This is a genomic window from Cupriavidus sp. P-10, assembly GCF_003402535.2.
Classification (GTDB): domain Bacteria; phylum Pseudomonadota; class Gammaproteobacteria; order Burkholderiales; family Burkholderiaceae; genus Cupriavidus.
The window spans coordinates 3,437,817-3,460,442 of record NZ_AP025170.1 but is presented as its reverse complement, the minus strand read 5'-3'; the positions used below and the strand labels follow the sequence as shown (position 1 = coordinate 3,460,442).

Below are 22,626 nucleotides of genomic sequence, written 5' to 3'. Positions count from 1 at the left end.
TCAGGCAGCCGTGCGGCGCTCGCCCGCTTCGCGTTCGGCCACCTTGGCGGCGTGGGCCAAAGCGGCTTCGCGGACCCAGGCGCCGTCCTCGTGCGCCTTGACGCGCGTTTTCAGGCGCTCCTTGTTGCACGGACCGTCGCCGTTGATCACGCGCCAGAACTCGTTCCAGTCCAGCGGGCTGTAGTCATAGTGGGCGCGCTCGGCGTTCCATTGCAGTCCCGGGTCGGGCAGGGTCACGCCCAGCACCCGTGCCTGTTCCACCGTGGCATCGACGAACTTCTGGCGCAGGTCGTCATTCGAGATGCGCTTGATGCCCCAGGCCATGGTCTGCGCGCTGTTGGTCGAGGCCGCATCGGGCGGGCCGAACATCATCAGCACCGGGAACCACCAGCGGTTGACCGCGTCCTGCACCATCTCGCGCTGGGCGTCGGTGCCGCGCATCATCGCCAGCAGCGCGTCGAAGCCCTGGCGTTGGTGGAACGACTCTTCCTTGCAGATGCGGATCATGGCGCGCGCATACGGGCCGTAGGAGCAGCGGCACAGCGGGATCTGGTTCATGATCGCCGCGCCGTCCACCAGCCAGCCGATCACGCCAACGTCGGCCCAGGTCAGCGTCGGGTAGTTGAAGATCGACGAATACTTGGCCTTGCCGCTGTGCAGCGCGTCGACCAGATCGTCGCGCGAGGCATCCAGCGTTTCGGCCGCGGAGTACAGGTACAGGCCGTGGCCGCCTTCGTCCTGCACCTTGGCCAGCAGGATCGCCTTGCGCTTGAGGGACGGCGCGCGGCTGATCCAGTTGCCCTCAGGCAGCATGCCGACGATCTCGGAGTGCGCGTGCTGGGAAATCTGCCGTACCAGTGTCTTGCGGTAGGCCGCCGGCATCCAGTCCTGCGGTTCGATCTTGCCGTCTGCAGCCATACGGGCGTCGAAAGCGGCCTGGCGGACGTTGTCGTCCTGGGGGGCGGCGCTTAGAGCGGAGTCAGCGTGGCCGGGAACATCCAGGCTTTGGGTGTACATAGCGCCTCCTCTGGCGGGGCCGCAGCCGGTGGGGGACCGTTGGCACGGCGGCTGGCCCTATTATATATAAGCCGACCGGTCGGTCAATTTAAGCGCGACGGGTTTGCATGGACTGTTGCCGGAGTCAGCGCCACGTGACGGACTGCGCATGTGTAGTATCGAAGGCGGACGGCCTCCAGTCGTCCGACCCCTTATTCCCTTTGTCTACGGAGGTAACGCAAATGGCAAGCGCGGCATATAGCAAGATCGTGGTGGCGGTGGATGGCAGCAGCACGTCCGGACTGGCACTGGCCGAAGCCATCCGCGTAGCGGCGCCAGGCGGCGCCACGGTGCTGGCGCTTTATGTCGTCGATACGGGTACGCCGATGTTCGACGTTGGCTACTACGATCCGAGCCAGTTGCAGAAGGCATTCGAGGAAAGCGGCCAGCGCGCGTTGCAGGACGCCGCGCAGCAACTGTCCGCGGCCGGCGTGCCGCATGAAACCAGACTGGTCAGCCAGGCGCCGGTGCCCGGCGATATCGGCGCGTCGATCAACGAAGCCGCGCGCCAGTGGGGTGCGGATCTGCTCGTTATCGGCACGCATGGGCGGCGCGGCGTGCGCCGGCTGGTACTGGGCAGCGTGGCGGAAGCGGTGATCCGGCAGTCGACCACGCCGGTGCTGCTGGTGCGCGGCGAAGCCAGGGCCGACTGAGCATGCGCAAGACGCCGGGCTGGCCCGGCGTCTCGGCGTGGATGCTGTGGAATCGCGGCGGCTGGCCAGCCGGCCGCTCAGCCCGCGAAACGGAAATGGCCGCTGCGCAGCACGATCTCCCGCGCCTGCGTCAGCTCGAACAGGCTTTCGGCGAGGCTTTCGATGCGCTGGCGATTGCTGGTGAAGGCGGCAACCAGGTCTTCCTCGCGCGGCGAGCGCGCACCGAAGTGGGCCTCAAGGGCTTCCGCGGTGACGGAATACTGAGTCGGACTGCCATTGACCGTAGCGGGGCAGGACAGCGTGAGGCTGGCTGCGCAGTAGGTCGGGACGCTGCGAGGGAACGTGATCTCAGGCATGGCGTGCCTCGTGCTGGCGACGGACGTATTCAATCATTCTAGGTCATTGCGGCCTGCCGTAAAGGGTCAGTAACGGGTTCGTAAAGGGGGGCAAAAGGGGCGGTAAAAGGGGCGTCAAAAACTGCAAATCGGCGTGGACGCCGGCTTTTCCATGCAATGGCTCGGGTCAGCCACGCAGGTCAGCTACGGCGTACGCGCCAGCGTCCCACCGGCTTGCGGGCCGTTGTCCCGAGCACGCGCAGGCCGGCCACCGCGGCATGCGCGGCGGCGATATGCGCGCGGGCATAGTCGGCCTGCTCGGCCAGGAATACATCGATGGCGCCGGGTGTGGCTTCCGGCCCTGGCGGCGCTTCGGGCCTTTTTCCGTCGCTGGCATCGCCCGCAGCTACCGCGTCGCCCGTGCTGCCAGGCCGTATCGCCAGTTCCGCCAGTCTTGCCTCCAGCCAGGCCATCAGCGCGCGCGACCCGGCGCTCGCTGGCAGGGCGAACGCGCCGGATTCGATCCCGGCCCGCACCACGCCAGCCAGCGCCGCCATGCGTCGCGCCGTGGCATGGGCCTGCCGGTAGGAGTGCCCATGGGCAGTTGCCAGCGCGCCGGCGGACTGCTCCAGCGTGTGCTCGGCACGGCTCGAGGCACGGCCGGCGGCGATGCGCAAGGCCTCCAGGCGCGCCGCGCCGGGGGTGGCTTTGCCCTCTGCCACACGCGCAGCGGCAAGCGCGGCGCGCAGGTAGACGGCGTTGACCGTCACGGCATCGACCGCATGGCGGAACACGCGCGACATTTCCACGCGCGGCGCCAGCACATAGTAGGTGGCCAGTGCGATCAGGCAGCCGACAGCCGTGTCGATGCCGCGCAGCGCCGCAAAGTGGCTGCTGTCGAGCATTGGCGCGCCCATCCAGGAGAACAGGATGACGGCCGGCGTCAGGCAAAACGCGAACGCGCCAGGCTGGCCGGCCAGCCGGTTGGCATAGGCCCCGGCAAGAAAAACGGCGCTGATGCCAAGGGCGATGGCCGGCGCTGGGTGGAACAGGCCGATCACGCAGGCGCACAGCGCACCCGCCAGTGATCCGGCAAAGCGCTTCAGCGACACCTGGCGCGTAGTCTGCAGGCGCGGGCTCAGCACCATGATCACCGTGACGGCGACCCAATAGCCGTGGTCGAGCTGCCACAACTGCGCCGGCATCAGGCAGAGGCTGCCGGCCAGCGCCAGGCGCAATGCATGGCGGGCCGCGACAGCATCGCGTGCCAGGTGATCCGCCACGCTGCCCAGCAAGCGCGCGGCGCCGTGACCCGCGCCGCGCCGCGGCCACGCGAAGGCAGCGCGCCAGGCCTCAAAGGCGGGGTAGCGGGCCAGTGCCGACACGGCGGATTGGTATGACGGCGGGGCCCCGGCATTGGCACCTGGCGCAGTCAGCCTGTGCAGGTCATGGCGCAGCGCGGCGCTCAAGGCGGGCAGGTCGGGCGCATGCCGCGCCAGGGCTTCCCTGACCTGGTCGCGGGCGTCGGCCACGCTGCGCGCAATATGGCGCAGCGGTAGCCCATGGCCGCCAGGGCCGGCACGGTCTCGCAATTCGCCTGCCACGATGAGCATTGCGAAGAGGGCGTCGGCGATGCCGAGGGCATAGCTGTGGTGCAGCAGCTGGGTGGCGTCGCGCAGGCTGCGGCGCGCTTCGATCGCCTCGCGGGCAGCCTCGATCCGGTTGCGCAGATCCTGCTTGCAGGCGGCCAGATCGTGCCCTTGCGCACTGTCCGCAAGCACGGCGGCGAACCGTACCAACGCCTCATAGGCGGCTAGCACTTCGCGTCGCGGCCGCTCATCGCGTTCGGACGGGATCAGCGCCAGGCAAACCAGGCAGGCAAACATGCCGCCGCGGAGATAGTCCAATCCGCTGAGCAGGGCCAGCGGCGCCAGATCACCGACTGCGCCCGGCTGCAGGCAGGCGGCGACCAGCACTACATAGAGCAGCTTGGCTGCCAGGGCGGTCGCCGTGCCGCGGATTTCGGCCAGTCCTGCGGCCAGGCCGGCCGCCATGACCACCGGCAAGGCCAGCCAGGGGGTCGGCGCCACGACCGTGCCCAACGCGCTGGCCAACGCGCCGCCAATACCGACTGCGCCGAGGCTCGACAGCCGTGCGGATGCGGTGCCTTGCCGGTCTGCCAGACAAGTCCAGATCGACGCGGTGGCCGACCAGAGATAGCCCTGGTCGCCGGTAAGCCAGCCGACGCCGGCAAGCGCGAGGAACGAGAGCGCATAGATAAGCCCGCGCCGGAGCAGCGCGGGTTCTGGCCAGTAGCGGATCAGGGAGGCGGCGGGCGACATGCGAAGCTGGACAGGACGGGTACGCCTGGTTGGCATGACCTTCGTGTTGCCACTCTACGACACGGATTGCTGCGTCGCAACAAAAGCGGAAAAGCAGGAGGGCCCAGTCATGTGATGCCCTGTTCAGGGGCGCCAACCGGGCTCTAGTGGTGCGCGGTGCACAGCGAGCAAGCCGGCGCAGCGCTTCTTGCGCAACGATTGTTGCAGTGGCCCGGGCTCAGGGCAAAAAAAACCCACGCAGGTTGTGCGTGGGTTGGAATCCACCGAGGTGGTGGAGGAGACAGACTTCATATTACATGGTTTGTTGCGTCGCACCAAGTGCAATGTGTCAATGTCTGGTGATACGCACAATGATGTTGTGTGCATACAACAAGGATCGAATCGTAGCTTCTAGCGGAACAGATATGCGGCGCCAACGGCACAAAAGATGCCCGCGGCATCTGCCACCAGCGCGCAACCAAGCGCGTGCCGGGTATTTCGCACATTGATGCTGCCGAAGTAGACCGCCAACACATAGAAAGTGGTTTCGGTCGAGCCCTGGATGATGGCGGCAAGGCGTCCCTGGAATGAGTCGACCCCATAAGTCGTCATCACATCGACCATCAGCCCGCGCGCACCGGCACCTGACAGGATCTTCATCAGGCCGACCGGCAAGGCGGGTACGAAATCCGTATTGATGCCGAGATGCGCAAATCCCAGCGTCAGCCAGCCCATCAGCACGTCCATGCAGCCGGTCGCCCGGAACAATCCGATCGCGACCAGGATGGCGACCAGATAAGGAATGATCTGCACCGCCACGCCAAATCCTTCCTTGGCGCCATCGATAAAGGCTTCGTAGACGTTGACCCGTCGCAGTGCGCCGCAGACCAGGAACAGCGTGATCAGCGACAGGATAAAGCCTGCGCCGGCCAATGCTGTCACGCTGCCCACTTGCTCGGGCGGCGCATGCTTCAGCCAGGCAAACATGCCGGCGAGCGCCGCCGCAACCATGCTGAATGCGACCAGCACGGCGGGCCGCAGCAGATTGAGCCGCTGTACCCAGGCGACAGCCAGCAGACCGGCAAGGCACGAGCCACCGGTGGCCAGCAGCGTCGGCAGGAAGATGTCCGCCGCATTGAAGCCCACCAGCCCTTGCTTGACGGCAATCGCCTGACGGATCGCGATGACCGAAGTCGGGATCAATGTCAGCCCAGCTGTATTCAGCACGATGAACATGATTTGCGCGTCGGTGGCCACGTCCGGGCGACGGTTCAGCGTCTGCAGCTCGCGCATGGCATTCAGGCCAAGCGGCGTCGCCGCGTTATCCAGACCGAGCAGGTTAGCCGACACATTCATCATCATGGCGCCTTGCGCCGGATGGCCCTGCGGCACGCCGGGAAAGAAATGCCGCAGCAACGGATTCACCAGCCGCGCAAAGGCATCGACGACCCCGGCGCGTTCGCCGATGCGCATGATGCCAAGCCACAAGCTCATCACCCCCGCCAGCCCAAGCGCGATCTCGAAGGCCGTGCGGGCACTGTCGAACAGGCTCGCCAGCATGGCAGGGAAGACGGTCAGGTCGCCACTGGCGAGCCGGATGCATGCGGCGACAAAGGAAACCAGGAAAAAGCCGAGCCAGACAACGTTCAGGGCCATCGGATTGCGCAAACGAAAAGGTCAAAGCGGGAAAGTCTCCCGCCAGGCAAGGGCGGATCAGGCGATCTTGGCGCCGCGCTCGGCCAGCAGTTCGCGCAGCACCGACCTGTGGCAGTGCGCCTCTTCTTCGCAATAGCAGCCGAGTGAGAAATTGGTCTGGTGCGAAAGCGCAGCCAGCAGGTCGAGCGTGCGGCTTGGCTCCGGATCGGCCATTTCCTTGCGGAAATGCCGGACGAATGCCCGCCATGCCTTGTCGTCCGTAGCGCCCTGCGCCTGCGAGACCAACTCTGGGGTAGGAGACAGGGCGGGGTACCAGACATCGTAATAGTCACGGCTGGCGAACTCGGACTTTGGCACGCCGCGTGGTGGCCGGCGCACAGTACCGATACGCAGGCCTTCGTCGCTTGCGCGTGGCGTTCCCAGTCTTACGATTCGGATGGTCATGGAGATCCCGCAGTCCGGCTTGCCTGCGCGGCTGCGCGAGGCTGAAGCCCAGATCATGAATCAACGGGTCGTGCATGACAAACATCTGCACCTTTCTGTGACATCCATATATAGGAGGAGGCAGCATCGGCTGCCGCCCTTGGCAGCGCCGCTTTCACCGCTTATACGGTCGATTCGAATTATTTCCCGAAACCCCTTGCCAAGCCCGTTGGCGTCGCTTAATATTCGCCCCCTCGCAACACAACGCGGCGCTGCAAGGCAGCACTGGCAAGGGTTGCGGGGTCGACCGGGAGGTTGGCGCAGCGAAGTTTGCAGCGCTGACCGCAGCAAAAAAAGCTTGCTGAAACGGTTGACGAAACGAAGAAAGCTCTGCATAATCTCGTTTCTCTGCTGCAGACAACGCAGCGCGCTGAACGGCAAAGCCGGTGAGCGAAGTTCTTTAACAAACAAACAACCGATAAGTGTGGGCGCTGGGTAGCGGACGCCACTGTCTTCGGACGGTGCTGCTTCACAAGTTATACAGTGCTCGCACAGCAAAACGTGACTGGGTCTTCGGATCTGGTCAGTCAGTTTTCTGAGAGTGAGCGACCGCTCGAAAGAGCGAGGGAGCCGCGAGGCTTCCACACAGAGATTGAACTGAAGAGTTTGATCCTGGCTCAGATTGAACGCTGGCGGCATGCCTTACACATGCAAGTCGAACGGCAGCACGGGCTTCGGCCTGGTGGCGAGTGGCGAACGGGTGAGTAATACATCGGAACGTGCCCTGTCGTGGGGGATAACTAGTCGAAAGATTAGCTAATACCGCATACGACCTGAGGGTGAAAGCGGGGGACCGGTAACGGCCTCGCGCGACAGGAGCGGCCGATGTCTGATTAGCTAGTTGGTGGGGTAAGAGCCTACCAAGGCGACGATCAGTAGCTGGTCTGAGAGGACGATCAGCCACACTGGGACTGAGACACGGCCCAGACTCCTACGGGAGGCAGCAGTGGGGAATTTTGGACAATGGGGGCAACCCTGATCCAGCAATGCCGCGTGTGTGAAGAAGGCCTTCGGGTTGTAAAGCACTTTTGTCCGGAAAGAAATGGCTCTGGTTAATACCCGGGGTCGATGACGGTACCGGAAGAATAAGCACCGGCTAACTACGTGCCAGCAGCCGCGGTAATACGTAGGGTGCGAGCGTTAATCGGAATTACTGGGCGTAAAGCGTGCGCAGGCGGTTTGATAAGACAGGCGTGAAATCCCCGAGCTTAACTTGGGAATGGCGCTTGTGACTGTCAGGCTAGAGTATGTCAGAGGGGGGTAGAATTCCACGTGTAGCAGTGAAATGCGTAGAGATGTGGAGGAATACCGATGGCGAAGGCAGCCCCCTGGGACGTCACTGACGCTCATGCACGAAAGCGTGGGGAGCAAACAGGATTAGATACCCTGGTAGTCCACGCCCTAAACGATGTCAACTAGTTGTTGGGGATTCATTTCTTCAGTAACGTAGCTAACGCGTGAAGTTGACCGCCTGGGGAGTACGGTCGCAAGATTAAAACTCAAAGGAATTGACGGGGACCCGCACAAGCGGTGGATGATGTGGATTAATTCGATGCAACGCGAAAAACCTTACCTACCCTTGACATGCCACTAACGAAGCAGAGATGCATCAGGTGCCCGAAAGGGAAAGTGGACACAGGTGCTGCATGGCTGTCGTCAGCTCGTGTCGTGAGATGTTGGGTTAAGTCCCGCAACGAGCGCAACCCTTGTCTCTAGTTGCTACGCAAGAGCACTCTAGAGAGACTGCCGGTGACAAACCGGAGGAAGGTGGGGATGACGTCAAGTCCTCATGGCCCTTATGGGTAGGGCTTCACACGTCATACAATGGTGCGTACAGAGGGTTGCCAACCCGCGAGGGGGAGCTAATCCCAGAAAACGCATCGTAGTCCGGATCGTAGTCTGCAACTCGACTACGTGAAGCTGGAATCGCTAGTAATCGCGGATCAGCATGCCGCGGTGAATACGTTCCCGGGTCTTGTACACACCGCCCGTCACACCATGGGAGTGGGTTTTGCCAGAAGTAGTTAGCCTAACCGCAAGGAGGGCGATTACCACGGCAGGGTTCATGACTGGGGTGAAGTCGTAACAAGGTAGCCGTATCGGAAGGTGCGGCTGGATCACCTCCTTTCTAGAGGCTTGTGTCTCAAGCCTAGCGTTCACACTTATCGGTTTGTTTGCTGTTACAGCCAAGGGTCTGTAGCTCAGGTGGTTAGAGCACCGTCTTGATAAGGCGGGGGTCGTAGGTTCAAGTCCTACCAGACCCACCAAGTTATCCATGCGGGGGATTAGCTCAGCTGGGAGAGCACCTGCTTTGCAAGCAGGGGGTCGTCGGTTCGATCCCGTCATCCTCCACCATCGCTTCGATGGGCCTGGTTACCTTGGATTGGTGGTCAAATGCAAGCGCTTAGGATTGAGCGTTTGCATTTGGCATTGCCAAGCGATCGGAACGATCGGCTGTTCTTTAACAATATGGGATGTAGTAAAGGTGTCGCGCGAGCGTTGATGAGACGCTGCAGTACCAACGCGATACCGGGTTGTGATTGTATCAACCAAAATGTATTTAAGTGATCGAAAGATGACTTGGAATACGGCACAAATGCGAGAACTCAACCTGTAGTGAGCGGTGTCATAGAGCGCAAGCTTGAGACACACTTGTTATAGGGTCAAGCGAACAAGTGCATGTGGTGGATGCCTTGGCGATCACAGGCGATGAAGGACGCGGTAGCCTGCGAAAAGCTTCGGGGAGCTGGCAAACAAGCTTTGATCCGGAGATGTCCGAATGGGGAAACCCGGCCCGAATGGGTCATCCCACACTGAATTCATAGGTGTGGGAAGCGAACGCGGCGAACTGAAACATCTAAGTAGCTGCAGGAACAGAAATCAACCGAGATTCCCAGAGTAGTGGCGAACGAAATGGGAACAGCCTTGTACTCTTTAGCAGCATTGTTAGCAGAACGGGATGGAAAGCCCGGCCGTAGCAGGTGATAGCCCTGTATGCGAAAACAGCGTTGTGGAACTAGGTGTACGACAAGTAGGGCGGGACACGTGAAATCCTGTCTGAAGATGGGGGGACCATCCTCCAAGGCTAAATACTCGTGATCGACCGATAGTGAACCAGTACCGTGAGGGAAAGGCGAAAAGAACCCCGGGAGGGGAGTGAAATAGATCCTGAAACCGCATGCATACAAACAGTCGGAGCCTGGCAACGGGTGACGGCGTACCTTTTGTATAATGGGTCAGCGACTTACATTCAGTGGCAAGCTTAACCGATTAGGGAAGGCGTAGCGAAAGCGAGTCCGAACAGGGCGTTGAGTCGCTGGGTGTAGACCCGAAACCAGATGATCTATCCATGGCCAGGTTGAAGGTGCGGTAACACGTACTGGAGGACCGAACCCACTAACGTTGAAAAGTTAGGGGATGAGCTGTGGATAGGGGTGAAAGGCTAAACAAATCTGGAAATAGCTGGTTCTCTCCGAAAACTATTTAGGTAGTGCCTCGTGTGTCACCTTCGGGGGTAGAGCACTGTCATGGTTGGGGGGTCTATTGCTGATTACCCCGCCATAGCAAACTCCGAATACCGAAGAGTGCAATCACGGGAGACAGACATCGGGTGCTAACGTCCGGTGTCAAGAGGGAAACAACCCAGACCGCCAGCTAAGGTCCCCAAGATTGGCTAAGTGGGAAACGAAGTGGGAAGGCTAAAACAGTCAGGAGGTTGGCTTAGAAGCAGCCACCCTTTAAAGAAAGCGTAATAGCTCACTGATCGAGTCGTCCTGCGCGGAAGATGTAACGGGGCTAAGCCAGTCACCGAAGCTGCGGACGCACAGCAATGTGCGTGGTAGGAGAGCGTTCTGTAAGCCTGTGAAGGTGTCTTGTAAAGGATGCTGGAGGTATCAGAAGTGCGAATGCTGACATGAGTAGCGATAAAGGGGGTGAAAGGCCCCCTCGCCGTAAGCCCAAGGTTTCCTACGCAACGTTCATCGGCGTAGGGTGAGTCGGCCCCTAAGGCGAGGCAGAGATGCGTAGCTGATGGGAAGCAGGTTAATATTCCTGCACCGTCGTATGATGCGATGGGGGGACGGATCGCGGAAGGTTGTCCGGGTGTTGGAAGTCCCGGTCCCTGCATTGGAGAAGGCGCTTAGGCAAATCCGGGCGCGGAATTCAAGGATGTGGGGCGAGCGGCCTAGTGCTGCGAAGCAATTGGAAGTGGTTCCAAGAAAAGCCTCTAAGCTTCAGTCATACGAGACCGTACCGCAAACCGACACAGGTGGGCGAGATGAGTATTCTAAGGCGCTTGAGAGAACTCGGGAGAAGGAACTCGGCAAATTGGTACCGTAACTTCGGGATAAGGTACGCCCTGGTAGCTTGACTGGCCTGCGCCAGAAGGGTGAAGGGGTTGCAATAAAATGGTGGCTGCGACTGTTTAATAAAAACACAGCACTCTGCAAACACGAAAGTGGACGTATAGGGTGTGACGCCTGCCCGGTGCCGGAAGATTAAATGATGGGGTGCAAGCTCTTGATTGAAGTCCCGGTAAACGGCGGCCGTAACTATAACGGTCCTAAGGTAGCGAAATTCCTTGTCGGGTAAGTTCCGACCTGCACGAATGGCGTAACGATGGCCACACTGTCTCCTCCCGAGACTCAGCGAAGTTGAAGTGTTTGTGATGATGCAATCTCCCCGCGGCTAGACGGAAAGACCCCATGAACCTTTACTGTAGCTTTGCATTGGACTTTGAACCGATCTGTGTAGGATAGGTGGGAGGCTTTGAAGCGTGGACGCTAGTTCACGTGGAGCCGTCCTTGAAATACCACCCTGGTTTGTTTGAGGTTCTAACCTTGGCCCGTGAATCCGGGTCGGGGACAGTGCATGGTAGGCAGTTTGACTGGGGCGGTCTCCTCCCAAAGTGTAACGGAGGAGTTCGAAGGTACGCTTGGTACGGTCGGACATCGTACCTAAAGTGCAATGGCAAAAGCGTGCTTAACTGCGAGACCGACAAGTCGAGCAGGTGCGAAAGCAGGACATAGTGATCCGGTGGTTCTGAATGGAAGGGCCATCGCTCAACGGATAAAAGGTACTCTGGGGATAACAGGCTGATACCGCCCAAGAGTTCATATCGACGGCGGTGTTTGGCACCTCGATGTCGGCTCATCTCATCCTGGGGCTGTAGCCGGTCCCAAGGGTATGGCTGTTCGCCATTTAAAGAGGTACGTGAGCTGGGTTTAAAACGTCGTGAGACAGTTTGGTCCCTATCTGCCGTGGGCGTTGGAATCTTGACGGGGGCTGCTCCTAGTACGAGAGGACCGGAGTGGACGTACCGCTGGTGTACCTGTTGTCTCGCCAGAGGCATCGCAGGGTAGCTATGTACGGAAGAGATAACCGCTGAAAGCATCTAAGCGGGAAACTCGCCTGAAGATGAGGATTCCCTGGAGGCTTGACCTCCTTGAAGGGTCGTTCGAGACCAGGACGTTGATAGGCTGGGTGTGGAAGCGCAGTAATGCGTTAAGCTAACCAGTACTAATTGCCCGTAAGGCTTGATCCTATAACCAGTGTGTTTCACCTGGTGTGTGTGATCGTGTCTGTGCCCTCGGTTGGCACAATACGCACAACCCAAGACTACATCCCGATTCGCAGCGTTGACCTCAACCTCAGCGCTGCAACCCCTTATGCCTGGTGACCATAGCGAGCTGGAACCACCCCTTCCCATCCCGAACAGGACCGTGAAACAGCTCCGCGCCGATGATAGTGCGGACTACCCGTGTGAAAGTAGGTCATCGCCAGGCTCTTATTGTGCAAAACCCCTCGACAGCGTGTGCTGCGAGGGGTTTTTGCTTTTCCGGTCGCCCCTCGCGTGCCGCCATGCAACTCTGCCAGGCTCCTTCAGAGCCTCCAGGAGCCGTCCTGCGAAGCCCCTATAGGGTGAGAACGTAGAAATCTAATCTGCGCTTGTGGGAGCGGTCAGGCGGCATCAAGCGCCACGCTGGAACGCCTTCCCTAGTCTGATCAGGTACAGCATCCGCAACGGAAAGTGCTTGACAGGCGAGGTGAACAGCCCCATAATCGATAGTTCTCTGCGGAGAGGTGCCCGAGTGGCTAAAGGGGGCAGACTGTAAATCTGTTGGCTTACGCCTACGCTGGTTCGAATCCAGCCCTCTCCACCAGAATGCAAGACAGCAGCCGGCAGTGCCGGTGAAGAAGCAGGAAAGAACCGGGCGGGTGTAGCTCAATGGTAGAGCAGAAGCCTTCCAAGCTTACGACGAGGGTTCGATTCCCTTCACCCGCTCCAAGTCGCGCGGTTGCTGTCATAAAGTAGTACGTCTAGTTTCGCCCATGTGGCTCAGTGGTAGAGCACTCCCTTGGTAAGGGAGAGGTCGGCAGTTCGATCCTGCCCATGGGCACCAAACACCACCGCACTGGCAACATCGCTACCGAGACAGGAGTCGCGCAATGGCAAAGGAAAAGTTCGAGCGGACCAAGCCGCACGTGAACGTTGGTACGATTGGTCACGTTGACCATGGCAAGACCACGCTGACCGCAGCGATCGCCACGGTGCTGGCTGCCAAGTTCGGCGGTGCCGCCAAGAAGTACGACGAAATCGACGCAGCGCCGGAAGAAAAGGCACGCGGTATTACCATCAATACCGCCCACGTCGAGTACGAGACGGCCAACCGCCACTACGCGCACGTTGACTGCCCGGGCCACGCCGACTACGTGAAGAACATGATCACGGGTGCCGCCCAGATGGACGGCGCGATCCTGGTGTGCTCGGCCGCTGACGGCCCGATGCCGCAAACGCGCGAGCACATCCTGCTGGCCCGTCAGGTTGGCGTGCCGTACATCATCGTGTTCCTGAACAAGTGCGACATGGTGGACGACGCTGAACTGCTCGAGCTGGTCGAGATGGAAGTTCGCGAGCTGCTGTCGAAGTACGAATTCCCCGGCGACGACACCCCGATCATCAAGGGTTCGGCCAAGCTGGCGCTGGAAGGCGACAAGGGCGAGCTGGGCGAAGTGGCCATCATGAACCTGGCCGAAGCGCTGGACAGCTACATCCCGACGCCGGAGCGTGCCGTTGACGGTACCTTCCTGATGCCGGTGGAAGACGTGTTCTCGATCTCGGGTCGCGGCACCGTGGTGACCGGCCGTATCGAGCGCGGCGTGGTGAAGGTTGGCGAAGAAATCGAAATCGTCGGTATTCGCCCGACCGTGAAGACCACCTGCACCGGCGTGGAAATGTTCCGCAAGCTGCTGGACCAGGGCCAGGCTGGCGACAACGTCGGTCTGCTGCTGCGCGGCACCAAGCGTGAAGACGTCGAGCGCGGCCAGGTGCTGTGCAAGCCGGGTTCGATCAAGCCGCACACCCACTTCACCGGCGAGGTGTACATCCTGTCGAAGGACGAAGGCGGCCGTCACACCCCGTTCTTCAACAACTACCGCCCGCAGTTCTACTTCCGTACCACCGACGTGACCGGCTCGATCGAGCTGCCGGCGGACAAGGAAATGGTGATGCCGGGTGACAACGTGTCGATCACCGTCAAGCTGATCGCCCCGATCGCCATGGAAGAAGGCCTGCGCTTCGCTATCCGTGAAGGCGGCCGTACCGTCGGCGCCGGCGTCGTGGCAAAGATCCTCGACTAAGCTGTTCGATTGCGAACGCGGCAACAACCGGCCGCGTTCGTTGCCAGAAAAGGGGTGGCGCAAGCGTCAGCCCTCAGTAGTTCTAGGGGTATAGCTCAACTGGCAGAGCGTCGGTCTCCAAAACCGAAGGTTGGGGGTTCGATTCCCTCTGCCCCTGCCAAATCAATCAGCCGCGTCGCGAAGAACAATCGTGACGCGGCTTAGTCTCGTTTGCGAAACATGGCCAATCCCAATGTTGAAACCGTGAACGCCAACAGCGGCAAGTGGATGCTCGGCGTCGCGGTGCTGCTGGTGGTTGCCGGCGTCATCGGTTTCTATGCACTTGCACAGCAACCGTCTTATGTACGTGGCGCTGCGCTGTTCGGCGGTATTGCACTGGGTGTCGTCGTTGCACTGGTGTCGGCACCAGGCAAGGACTTCATTGGGTTCGCCAAAGAATCGTATCGAGAAGTTCGCAAGGTCGTCTGGCCGACGCGCAAGGAATCCGGGCAGATGACGGGGCTGGTCTTCGTCTTTGTCGTCATCATGGCACTGTTCCTGTGGTCGGCGGACAAGCTCATCGAGTGGATCGTGTTTTCGCTCGTACTGGGCTGGAAATAAGAGGTAGCACATGACGGATAACGCCCAGCAGGAAACCACCGCGCCGGAATCGCCTTCATCGAAGAAGCGCTGGTATGTCGTGCATGCCTACTCCGGCATGGAGAAGAGCGTGCAGCGCGCGCTGCAGGAGCGCATCGAGCGCGCCGAGATGCAGGACAAGTTTGGCCGCATCCTGGTGCCCTCCGAAGAAGTCGTGGAAATCAAGGGTGGCCACAAGTCGGTGACCGAACGCCGTTTCTTCCCCGGTTATGTGCTGGTGGAAATGGAAATGACCGACGAGACCTGGCATCTGGTGAAGAACACCAGCAAGGTCACCGGTTTTGTGGGCGGCGCCCGCAATCGCCCGAGCCCGATTTCGCAGCGCGAAGTCGACAAGATCATGACCCAGATGCAGGAAGGGGTCGAGAAGCCGCGTCCCAAGACGCTGTTCGAAGTAGGCGAAATGGTGCGCGTCAAGGACGGCCCGTTCACCGACTTCAACGGCAACGTGGAAGAAGTGAACTACGAGAAATCGCGCCTGCGCGTCTCGGTCACGATCTTCGGGCGCGCTACGCCGGTCGAACTCGAGTTCGGCCAGGTCGAGAAGGTTTAAGGAATTTGCCGGTTGGCGGCCGAAAGGGCGGCAACTGGCAAGGGCAGCGCCTCACGGCGTAGCCAAAGAGGAGCGTGAGGCCGTGCCATCGGTGCGGCGACAGCGCGTTACGACTCAACAGGATCGCAACCCCTCTGTGGGGCGATCCGGATTGGAGTAGAAATGGCCAAGAAGATCATTGGCTTTATCAAGCTGCAGATTCCGGCTGGTAAGGCAAATCCCTCCCCGCCCGTTGGTCCCGCACTGGGCCAGCGTGGTCTGAACATCATGGAGTTCTGCAAGGCGTTCAACGCCCAGACCCAAGGCATGGAGCCTGGTCTGCCGGTGCCGGTGGTGATTACCGCCTTCGCCGACAAGAGCTTCACCTTCGTGATGAAGTCGCCGCCGGCGACCGTGCTGATCAAGAAGGCAGCCGGCATCACCAAGGGTTCGCCGAAGCCCCACACCGACAAGGTTGGCAAGATCACCCGCGCGCAAGCTGAAGAAATCGCCAAGGCCAAGAACGCTGACCTGACCGCCGCCGACCTGGACGCCGCCGTGCGTACCATCGCCGGCTCGGCTCGTTCGATGGGCATCACCGTGGAGGGTCTGTAAATGGCTAAGGTTTCCAAGCGCGTCGCCGCCAACAAGGCGAAGATCGAGCGTACCAAGTTCTACCCGATCGACGAGGCCCTGGGCCTGGTGAAGGGCTGCGCCTCGGCGAAGTTCGACGAATCGATCGACGTGGCCGTGCAACTGGGCATCGACGCCAAGAAGTCGGATCAGGTGGTTCGTGGTTCCGTGGTGCTGCCCGCCGGTACCGGCAAGTCGGTGCGCGTGGCTGTGTTCGCCCAGGGCGAGAAGGCCGAAGCCGCCAAGGCCGCCGGTGCTGACATCGTCGGCATGGAAGACCTGGCTGAGCAAGTCAAGGCCGGCAACCTGAACTTCGACGTCGTGATCGCTTCGCCGGACACTATGCGTATCGTCGGTACGCTGGGCCAGATCCTGGGCCCGCGTGGCCTGATGCCGAACCCGAAGGTTGGCACCGTGACCCCCGACGTGGCCCAGGCCGTGAAGAACGCCAAGGCCGGTCAGGTCCAGTTCCGTGTCGACAAGGCCGGTATCATCCACGCCACCATCGGCCGTCGTTCGTTCGAAGACACCGCGCTGAAGAGCAACCTCGCCGCGCTGCTGGACGCGCTGGTCAAGGCCAAGCCGGCTACCAGCAAGGGCGTGTACCTGCGCAAGGTGGCTGTCTCGTCGACCATGGGTGTTGGCGTGCGTGTCGACCAGGCTACGCTGGCTGCCTGAGCTGACGGCAAATTGCTGACCGGAACCCGATAACTCCGGTTGGCAAGAAGAATTGAAGGCCCTGGCCAATGGCGGGGGTCGTCTCCGGACCGCAAGGGATGGAGCAAGGCTTTGGGCAGTGGTGTCCGGCCGGGTGCGAAAGCATCGGCGGGCACTGCTGGTTATCAAAGACCGCTGGTGTCCTTGTCCGCGGCAGTGATGCGGAAAGGGCTTAATCGGTCGGAACGTGCGGGAAGGCTTCCCAGCCTGAGCGACGTGTTCCGGCCAGCCAGCGCAGATGGCGCACCCGAAGGGATTGAAGAAGCCGGGCACTGCCCCGGTCGATTCGGGCCAATCGGACGCCGTTCGTTTGTGCTGACGTGAAGGCTCCGGTATTGCCGGAGAAACAGCGTCATTTTGGAGCTTAACCGTGCCACTCAATATTGAAGATAAGAAGGCCGTCGTTGCTGAGGTCTCGGCGCAAGTCGCCAAGGCCCAGACCATCGTCGTGGCCGAATATCGCGGCATTGCGGTTGGCGATCTGACCAAGCTGCGTGCTGCCGCTCGCCAGCAAGGCGTGTACCTGCGTGTTCTGAAGAACACGCTGGCTCGCCGTGCCGTCGAAGGTACGCCGTTTGCAGGCCTCGCAGAGCAGATGACCGGTCCGCTGATCTACGGTATTTCCGAAGATGCAGTGTCGTCGGCCAAGGTTCTGAACGACTTCGCCAAGACCAACGACAAGCTGGTCCTGCGCGCCGGGTCGTATGACGGCAAGGTTCTCGACGCTGCCGCCGTGAAGGCGCTGGCCTCGATCCCGAGCCGCGACGAACTGATTGCTCAGCTGCTGGGCGTGATGCAGGCACCGGTGTCGGGCTTCGCCCGTCTGCTGGCTGCACTGGCTGCCAAGAACGCAGAAGGTGCTCCCGCGGAAGCGGAAGCCGCCGGCGCCTAAGGCAATCCAGGCCGCGCATCGAAAGATCGCATTACCGATACCGAATCAAATCTAGTAGGAGTATTTCAAATGGCAATCACCAAAGACGACATCCTGGAAGCCGTTGGCGCGATGTCCGTGATGGAACTGAACGACCTGGTTAAGGCGTTCGAAGAGAAGTTTGGCGTGTCGGCCGCTGCCATGGCCGTGGCTGCCGCTCCGGGCGCTGGCGGCGCTGCTGCTGCCGAAGAGCAGACCGAATTCAACGTGATCCTGGCCGAAGTCGGCGCCAACAAGGTCGGCGTGATTAAGGCTGTTCGCGAAATCACCGGTCTGGGCCTGAAGGAAGCCAAGGACCTGGTCGATGGCGCACCGAAGCCCGTCAAGGAAGGCGTGGACAAGGCCGCTGCTGCCGAAGCCAAGAAGAAGCTGGAAGACGCTGGCGCAAAGGTCGACGTCAAGTAAGGCTGTGCTCGCGTGCCCTCGTGGCACGCGAATGGGGCTGGCAAAGGGAAATTCCCGGCGCCAGCCTTTTTGCGCTTGTGCGATTGTGTTTTAGTCACCACTCCGCACAGCGGCAAAGCTGCAAGAAGTGATCTTTGCGAGTCCCGGCGGCACTTGATTTGCCGGCATCTCAGCAGAGGCCAAACATCAGTGGCACACTAACTAGTTGCTGCTGATGTTTGTCTTCTGAACCGACTGCAGAAGACAAGTTTGGTCGGGTGTCCCCCGGGCGAGTGCAGGCGTTGCGCTGATGCGACGACCACACCGCCCGCAGCGTGCGGACACCGTCAGCCAGAGGTTGGTAGCGGCCAACCGCCAAATCCCCTCCCAGTCGCTGAACACCTCAGGCGCGGCCAGGTCCAGCCGTCCTGCGATGATTCGGAGATCCCATGGCGTACAGCTTCACCGAAAAGAAGCGCATTCGCAAAAGCTTTGCGAAGCGCGCTACGGTACATCAGGTTCCATTCCTGCTTGCCACTCAGATTGAATCCTACACCCAGTTCTTGCAAGCGGAAACGCCGACCGCGCGTCGCAAGACCGAAGGCCTCCAGGCCGCTTTCAACGCAATCTTCCCGATCTCCTCGCATAACGGGCTTGCCCGTATGGAGTTCGTCTCGTATCACCTGTCCAACCCGCCGTTCGACGTCAAGGAATGTCAACAGCGTGGCCTGACCTTCCACTCGGCCCTGCGCGCCAAGGTTCGCCTGATCATCAACGATCGCGAGAACCCGGGCAAGGTCAAGGAAGTGAAGGAGCAGGAAGTCTACATGGGCGAAATCCCGCTGATGACTTCCACCGGTTCGTTCGTGATCAACGGCACCGAGCGTGTCATCGTCTCGCAGCTGCACCGCTCGCCGGGCGTGTTCTTCGAGCACGACAAGGGCAAGACCCACAGCTCGGGCAAGCTGCTGTTCTCGGCTCGTATCATCCCCTACCGCGGTTCGTGGCTGGACTTCGAATTCGACCCGAAGGACATCCTGTACTTCCGCGTCGACCGCCGCCGCAAGATGCCGGTGACGATCCTGCTGAAGTCGATCGGCCTGACCCCGGAACAGATCCTCGCGCACTTCTTCGTGTTCGACAACTTCACGCTGCAGTCGGAAGGCGCGCAGCTGGAGTTCGTGCCCGAGCGCCTGCGCGGTGAAGTCGCGCGCTTCGACATCGCCGACAAGAACGGCCGCGTGGTGGTCGAGAAGGACAAGCGGATCAACGCCAAGCACATCCGCGACCTGGACTCGGCCGGCACCAAGCTGATCAGCGTGCCGGAAGACTACCTGCTGGGCCGCGTGCTGGCCAAGAACATCATCGACCCGGATACCGGCGAGGTGATTGCCAACGCCAACGACGAACTGACCGAAACGCTGCTGGAAAACCTGCGCGAAGCCGGCGTCAAGCAGATCCAGACCCTGTACACCAACGACCTGGACCAGGGCCCGTACATGTCGCAGACCCTGCGCGTGGACGAGACCGCCGACCAGACCGCTGCGCGTATCGCGATCTACCGCATGATGCGCCCGGGCGAGCCGCCGACCGAAGAAGCCGTGGAAGCGCTGTTCCAGCGCCTGTTCTACAGCGAAGAGTCGTACGACCTGTCGCGCGTTGGCCGCATGAAGGTCAACAGCCGCCTGGGCCGCCCCAGCGGTGAAGGCGCCATGGTGCTGCAGGACGAGGACATCCTCGAGACCATCAAGATCCTGGTCAACCTGCGCAACGGCAAGGGCGAGGTCGATGACATCGATCACCTGGGCAACCGTCGCGTGCGTTGCGTCGGCGAACTGGCCGAAAACCAGTTCCGCGCCGGCCTGTCGCGCGTGGAGCGTGCCGTCAAGGAACGTCTGGGCCAGGCCGAGACCGAGAACCTGATGCCGCACGACCTGATCAACTCGAAGCCGATCTCGTCGGCGATCCGCGAGTTTTTCGGTTCGTCGCAGCTGTCGCAGTTCATGGACCAGACCAACCCGCTGTCCGAGATCACGCACAAGCGCCGTGTCTCCGCACTGGGCCCGGGCGGTCTGACCCGCGAGCGCGCCGGCTTTGAAGTCCGCGACGTGCACCCGACCCACTACGGCCGCGTGTGCCCGATCGAAACGCCGGAAGGTCCGAACATTGGTCTGATCAACTCGCTGGCACTGTATGCACGCCTGAACGAGTACGGCTTCCTGGAAACCCCGTACCGCAAGGTCGAGAACAGCAAGCTGACCGACCAGGTCGACTACCTGTCCGCGATCGAGGAAGGCAAGTACGTGGTGGCGCAGGCCAACGCGACCGTCGACGCTGGCGGCAACCTGACCGACGAACTGGTGTCGGCGCGTGAAGGCTCCGAGCGTGAAACCCGTATGGTGACGCCGGACCGCGTGCAGTACATCGACGTGGCGCCGTCGCAGATCGTGTCGGCCGCTGCCTCGCTGGTGCCGTTCCTGGAACACGATGACGCGAACCGTGCACTGATGGGCGCGAACATGCAGCGTCAGGCCGTGCCTTGCCTGCGTCCGGACAAGCCGCTGGTCGGTACCGGCATCGAGCGCACCGTTGCGGTCGACTCGGGTACCGCCGTGCAGGCGATGCGTGGCGGCGTGGTCGACTACGTCGATGCAATGCGTATCGTGATCCGTGTGAACGACGACGAAGCCGTGGCCGGTGAAGTCGGCGTGGACATCTACAACCTGATCAAGTACACGCGTTCGAACCAGAACACCAACATCAACCAGCGTCCGATGGTCAAGGTTGGCGATATCGTTGCCCGCAACGATGTGATCGCCGACGGCGCCTCGACCGACCTGGGTGAACTGGCATTGGGCCAGAACATGCTGGTGGCGTTCATGCCGTGGAACGGCTACAACTTCGAGGATTCGATCCTGATCTCGGAGCGTGTGGTGGCCGAAGACCGCTATACCTCGATCCACATCGAGGAACTGTCGGTCGTTGCCCGCGACACCAAGCTGGGACCTGAGGAAATCACGCGCGATATCTCGAACCTGGCCGAGGCTCAGCTGGCTCGCCTGGACGAGTCGGGCATCACCTACATCGGCGCTGAAGTGGAAGCTGGCGACGTGCTGGTGGGCAAGGTCACGCCGAAGGGCGAGACCCAGCTGACCCCGGAAGAGAAGCTGCTGCGCGCGATCTTCGGCGAGAAGGCTTCGGACGTGAAGGACACCTCGCTGCGCGTGCCCTCGGGCATGAGCGGCATCGTGATCGACGTCCAGGTCTTCACCCGCGAAGGCGTGACCCGCGACAAGCGTGCCCAGTCGATCATTGACGACGAACTGAAGCGCTACCGCCTGGACCTGAACGACCAGCTGCGTATCGTGGAAGGCGATGCCTTCCAGCGTCTGGAGCGCCTGCTGATCGACAAGACCGTCAACGGCGGTCCGAAGAAGCTGGCCAAGGGTGCCAAGATCACCAAGGAATACCTGGCCGACGTCGACAAGTACCACTGGTTCGACATCCGCCCGGCCGACGAGGAACTGGCTGCCCAGCTGGAAGCCGTCAAGGAAGCCATCGAGCAGAAGCGCCACGAGTTCGACCTGGCCTTCGAAGAGAAGCGCAAGAAGCTCACGCAGGGCGACGAACTGCCGCCGGGCGTGATCAAGATGGTCAAGGTGTACCTGGCCGTGAAGCGCCGCCTGCAGCCTGGCGACAAGATGGCAGGCCGTCACGGTAACAAGGGTGTGGTGTCGAAGATCACCCCGATCGAAGACATGCCCTACATGGCCGACGGTACGCCGGCTGACATCGTGCTGAATCCGCTGGGCGTGCCTTCGCGGATGAACGTGGGTCAGATTCTCGAGACGCACCTGGGCTGGGCCGCGCGCGGTCTGGGCGAGCGCATCGGCAACATGCTGAAGGCGCAAGCCAAGGCAGCCGAAGTGCGCAACCTGCTCACGCAGATCTACAACGAGAGCGGCAAGGTCGAAGACCTGGACAGCCTGTCGGATTCGGAAGTCCTGGAACTGGCCGACAACCTGAAGAAGGGCGTGCCGTTCGCGACGCCGGTGTTCGATGGTGCGCATGAGGACGAAATCCGCCGCATGCTGGACCTCGCCTATCCGGAAGGGATCGCGAAGGAGAAGGGCCTGACCGCGTCCAAGCAACAGGTCACGCTGTTCGACGGCCGCACCGGCGAAGCGTTCGAGCGTCCGGTCACGCTGGGTGTGATGCACATGCTGAAGCTGCACCACCTGGTGGATGACAAGATGCACGCCCGTTCCACCGGCCCGTACTCGCTGGTGACGCAGCAGCCGCTGGGCGGTAAGGCCCAGTTCGGTGGCCAGCGTTTCGGTGAGATGGAAGTGTGGGCACTGGAAGCCTACGGCGCGTCGTACGTGCTGCAGGAAATGCTGACGGTCAAGTCCGATGACGTGAACGGCCGTACCAAGGTGTACGAGAACATCGTCAAGGGCGAGCACTCGATCGACGCCGGCATGCCGGAATCGTTCAACGTGCTGGTGAAGGAAATCCGCTCGCTGGGTATCGACATCGACCTCGATCGCTACTGATCGGGCAGATGAAGGGAGCCGGTTGCGGCCGGTTCCCTGTCGACACAAAGCAGCGAAGGATTTCCCACAGGATGAATGCCATCGACCCGGAC

The 22,626-nt window shown here is 61.2% G+C and carries 14 protein-coding genes, 6 tRNA genes and 3 rRNA genes; 18 read left to right on the top strand and 5 right to left on the bottom strand.

The genetic code is table 11. The features are described 5' to 3' along the window. Nucleotides 1-1,017 (bottom strand): 1,2-phenylacetyl-CoA epoxidase subunit PaaA, encoded by a 1,017-nt coding sequence (gene paaA, locus CTP10_RS15965; protein WP_116319911.1) that lies wholly within the window; start codon nucleotides 1,015-1,017, stop codon nucleotides 1-3. Nucleotides 1,018-1,238: 221 nt separating this feature from the next. Between paaA and CTP10_RS15960 the strand changes: the two genes are divergently transcribed. Further along, on the top strand, nucleotides 1,239-1,709 hold the full coding sequence (locus CTP10_RS15960) for a universal stress protein (protein ID WP_116319910.1): 471 nt from the start codon (nucleotides 1,239-1,241) through the stop codon (nucleotides 1,707-1,709). Nucleotides 1,710-1,786: 77 nt separating this feature from the next. Here CTP10_RS15960 and CTP10_RS15955 read toward each other — a convergent pair whose 3' ends face one another. The 4 genes from CTP10_RS15955 to CTP10_RS15940 all read right to left on the bottom strand — a co-directional run bounded on the left by CTP10_RS15955 (nucleotide 1,787) and on the right by CTP10_RS15940 (nucleotide 6,465). Further along, nucleotides 1,787-2,065: a DUF1488 domain-containing protein gene (locus tag CTP10_RS15955; protein WP_029046679.1), complete on the bottom strand. Its 279-nt coding sequence runs from the start codon at nucleotides 2,063-2,065 to the stop codon at nucleotides 1,787-1,789. 179 nt (nucleotides 2,066-2,244) lie between these two features. Continuing rightward, nucleotides 2,245-4,386 (bottom strand): FUSC family protein, encoded by a 2,142-nt coding sequence (locus CTP10_RS15950; protein ID WP_116319909.1) that lies wholly within the window; start codon nucleotides 4,384-4,386, stop codon nucleotides 2,245-2,247. Between the two features lie 390 nt (nucleotides 4,387-4,776). Beyond that, a complete protein-coding gene (locus CTP10_RS15945; protein WP_116319908.1) occupies nucleotides 4,777-6,021 on the bottom strand; it encodes a nucleoside recognition domain-containing protein in 1,245 nt (414 codons plus the stop codon). A gap of 57 nt (nucleotides 6,022-6,078) precedes the next feature. Further along, entirely contained in the window at nucleotides 6,079-6,465 is a 387-nt protein-coding gene (locus CTP10_RS15940; protein ID WP_116320124.1) for a DUF488 domain-containing protein, read from the bottom strand. Nucleotides 6,466-7,098: 633 nt separating this feature from the next. On the opposite strand from CTP10_RS15940, the gene CTP10_RS15935 reads away from it, so the two are divergent. The 17 genes from CTP10_RS15935 (at nucleotide 7,099) to rpoB (ending at nucleotide 22,534) form a co-directional block, all read left to right on the top strand. Beyond that, nucleotides 7,099-8,632, top strand: a 16S ribosomal RNA gene (locus tag CTP10_RS15935). 62 nt (nucleotides 8,633-8,694) lie between these two features. Further along, a tRNA-Ile gene (locus CTP10_RS15930) sits at nucleotides 8,695-8,771 on the top strand. Between the two features lie 12 nt (nucleotides 8,772-8,783). Next, nucleotides 8,784-8,859, top strand: a tRNA-Ala gene (locus CTP10_RS15925). Nucleotides 8,860-9,165: 306 nt separating this feature from the next. After that, a 23S ribosomal RNA gene (locus tag CTP10_RS15920) occupies nucleotides 9,166-12,046 on the top strand. A 127-nt stretch (nucleotides 12,047-12,173) separates the two neighbouring features. After that, nucleotides 12,174-12,287 (top strand): 5S ribosomal RNA (rrf, locus tag CTP10_RS15915). Together the 16S, 23S and 5S rRNA genes with 5 tRNA genes alongside form the textbook arrangement of a ribosomal RNA operon. Before the next feature lie 292 nt (nucleotides 12,288-12,579). Beyond that, nucleotides 12,580-12,665 (top strand) — tRNA-Tyr (locus CTP10_RS15910). A 51-nt stretch (nucleotides 12,666-12,716) separates the two neighbouring features. Continuing rightward, a tRNA-Gly gene (locus CTP10_RS15905) sits at nucleotides 12,717-12,790 on the top strand. Nucleotides 12,791-12,830: 40 nt separating this feature from the next. Continuing rightward, nucleotides 12,831-12,905, top strand: a tRNA-Thr gene (locus tag CTP10_RS15900). Nucleotides 12,906-12,951: 46 nt separating this feature from the next. After that, nucleotides 12,952-14,142: an elongation factor Tu gene (gene tuf / locus CTP10_RS15895; protein WP_116320353.1), complete on the top strand. Its 1,191-nt coding sequence runs from the start codon at nucleotides 12,952-12,954 to the stop codon at nucleotides 14,140-14,142. A gap of 84 nt (nucleotides 14,143-14,226) precedes the next feature. After that, nucleotides 14,227-14,302, top strand: a tRNA-Trp gene (locus CTP10_RS15890). A gap of 59 nt (nucleotides 14,303-14,361) precedes the next feature. Continuing rightward, nucleotides 14,362-14,742, top strand: coding sequence for a preprotein translocase subunit SecE (gene secE, locus CTP10_RS15885; RefSeq protein ID WP_029049797.1), 381 nt, complete (start codon nucleotides 14,362-14,364; stop codon nucleotides 14,740-14,742). Between the two features lie 10 nt (nucleotides 14,743-14,752). Continuing rightward, nucleotides 14,753-15,334 carry a transcription termination/antitermination protein NusG gene (gene nusG / locus CTP10_RS15880; RefSeq protein ID WP_010810468.1) on the top strand — a complete coding sequence of 194 codons (582 nt, stop codon included), beginning with the start codon at nucleotides 14,753-14,755 and terminating at the stop codon, nucleotides 15,332-15,334. Between the two features lie 162 nt (nucleotides 15,335-15,496). Further along, the gene (gene rplK, locus CTP10_RS15875; RefSeq protein ID WP_010810467.1) at nucleotides 15,497-15,928 is read left to right on the top strand and encodes a 50S ribosomal protein L11; all 432 of its coding nucleotides are present in this window, start codon (nucleotides 15,497-15,499) and stop codon (nucleotides 15,926-15,928) included. Next, nucleotides 15,929-16,624 (top strand): 50S ribosomal protein L1, encoded by a 696-nt coding sequence (gene rplA / locus CTP10_RS15870; protein WP_042882511.1) that lies wholly within the window; start codon nucleotides 15,929-15,931, stop codon nucleotides 16,622-16,624. A 409-nt stretch (nucleotides 16,625-17,033) separates the two neighbouring features. Then, nucleotides 17,034-17,555 (top strand): 50S ribosomal protein L10, encoded by a 522-nt coding sequence (gene rplJ / locus CTP10_RS15865; protein ID WP_022536870.1) that lies wholly within the window; start codon nucleotides 17,034-17,036, stop codon nucleotides 17,553-17,555. Nucleotides 17,556-17,624: 69 nt separating this feature from the next. Then, complete coding sequence (rplL, locus tag CTP10_RS15860; protein ID WP_010810464.1) at nucleotides 17,625-17,999, top strand: 50S ribosomal protein L7/L12; 375 nt, start codon at nucleotides 17,625-17,627, stop codon at nucleotides 17,997-17,999. Between the two features lie 428 nt (nucleotides 18,000-18,427). Then, a complete protein-coding gene (rpoB, locus tag CTP10_RS15855) occupies nucleotides 18,428-22,534 on the top strand; it encodes a DNA-directed RNA polymerase subunit beta (protein WP_116320356.1) in 4,107 nt (1,368 codons plus the stop codon). The last annotated feature ends 92 nt before the right edge of the window (nucleotides 22,535-22,626 follow it).

Coding starts and splice junctions, on each gene's coding strand:
- paaA (WP_116319911.1), bottom strand. CDS start 1,017: ATGTACACCCAAAGCCTGGATGTTCCCGGCCACGCTGACTCCGCTCTA.
- CTP10_RS15960 (WP_116319910.1), top strand. CDS start 1,239: ATGGCAAGCGCGGCATATAGCAAGATCGTGGTGGCGGTGGATGGCAGC.
- CTP10_RS15955 (WP_029046679.1), bottom strand. CDS start 2,065: ATGCCTGAGATCACGTTCCCTCGCAGCGTCCCGACCTACTGCGCAGCC.
- CTP10_RS15950 (WP_116319909.1), bottom strand. CDS start 4,386: ATGTCGCCCGCCGCCTCCCTGATCCGCTACTGGCCAGAACCCGCGCTG.
- CTP10_RS15945 (WP_116319908.1), bottom strand. CDS start 6,021: ATGGCCCTGAACGTTGTCTGGCTCGGCTTTTTCCTGGTTTCCTTTGTC.
- CTP10_RS15940 (WP_116320124.1), bottom strand. CDS start 6,465: ATGACCATCCGAATCGTAAGACTGGGAACGCCACGCGCAAGCGACGAA.
- tuf (WP_116320353.1), top strand. CDS start 12,952: ATGGCAAAGGAAAAGTTCGAGCGGACCAAGCCGCACGTGAACGTTGGT.
- secE (WP_029049797.1), top strand. CDS start 14,362: ATGGCCAATCCCAATGTTGAAACCGTGAACGCCAACAGCGGCAAGTGG.
- nusG (WP_010810468.1), top strand. CDS start 14,753: ATGACGGATAACGCCCAGCAGGAAACCACCGCGCCGGAATCGCCTTCA.
- rplK (WP_010810467.1), top strand. CDS start 15,497: ATGGCCAAGAAGATCATTGGCTTTATCAAGCTGCAGATTCCGGCTGGT.
- rplA (WP_042882511.1), top strand. CDS start 15,929: ATGGCTAAGGTTTCCAAGCGCGTCGCCGCCAACAAGGCGAAGATCGAG.
- rplL (WP_010810464.1), top strand. CDS start 17,625: ATGGCAATCACCAAAGACGACATCCTGGAAGCCGTTGGCGCGATGTCC.
- rpoB (WP_116320356.1), top strand. CDS start 18,428: ATGGCGTACAGCTTCACCGAAAAGAAGCGCATTCGCAAAAGCTTTGCG.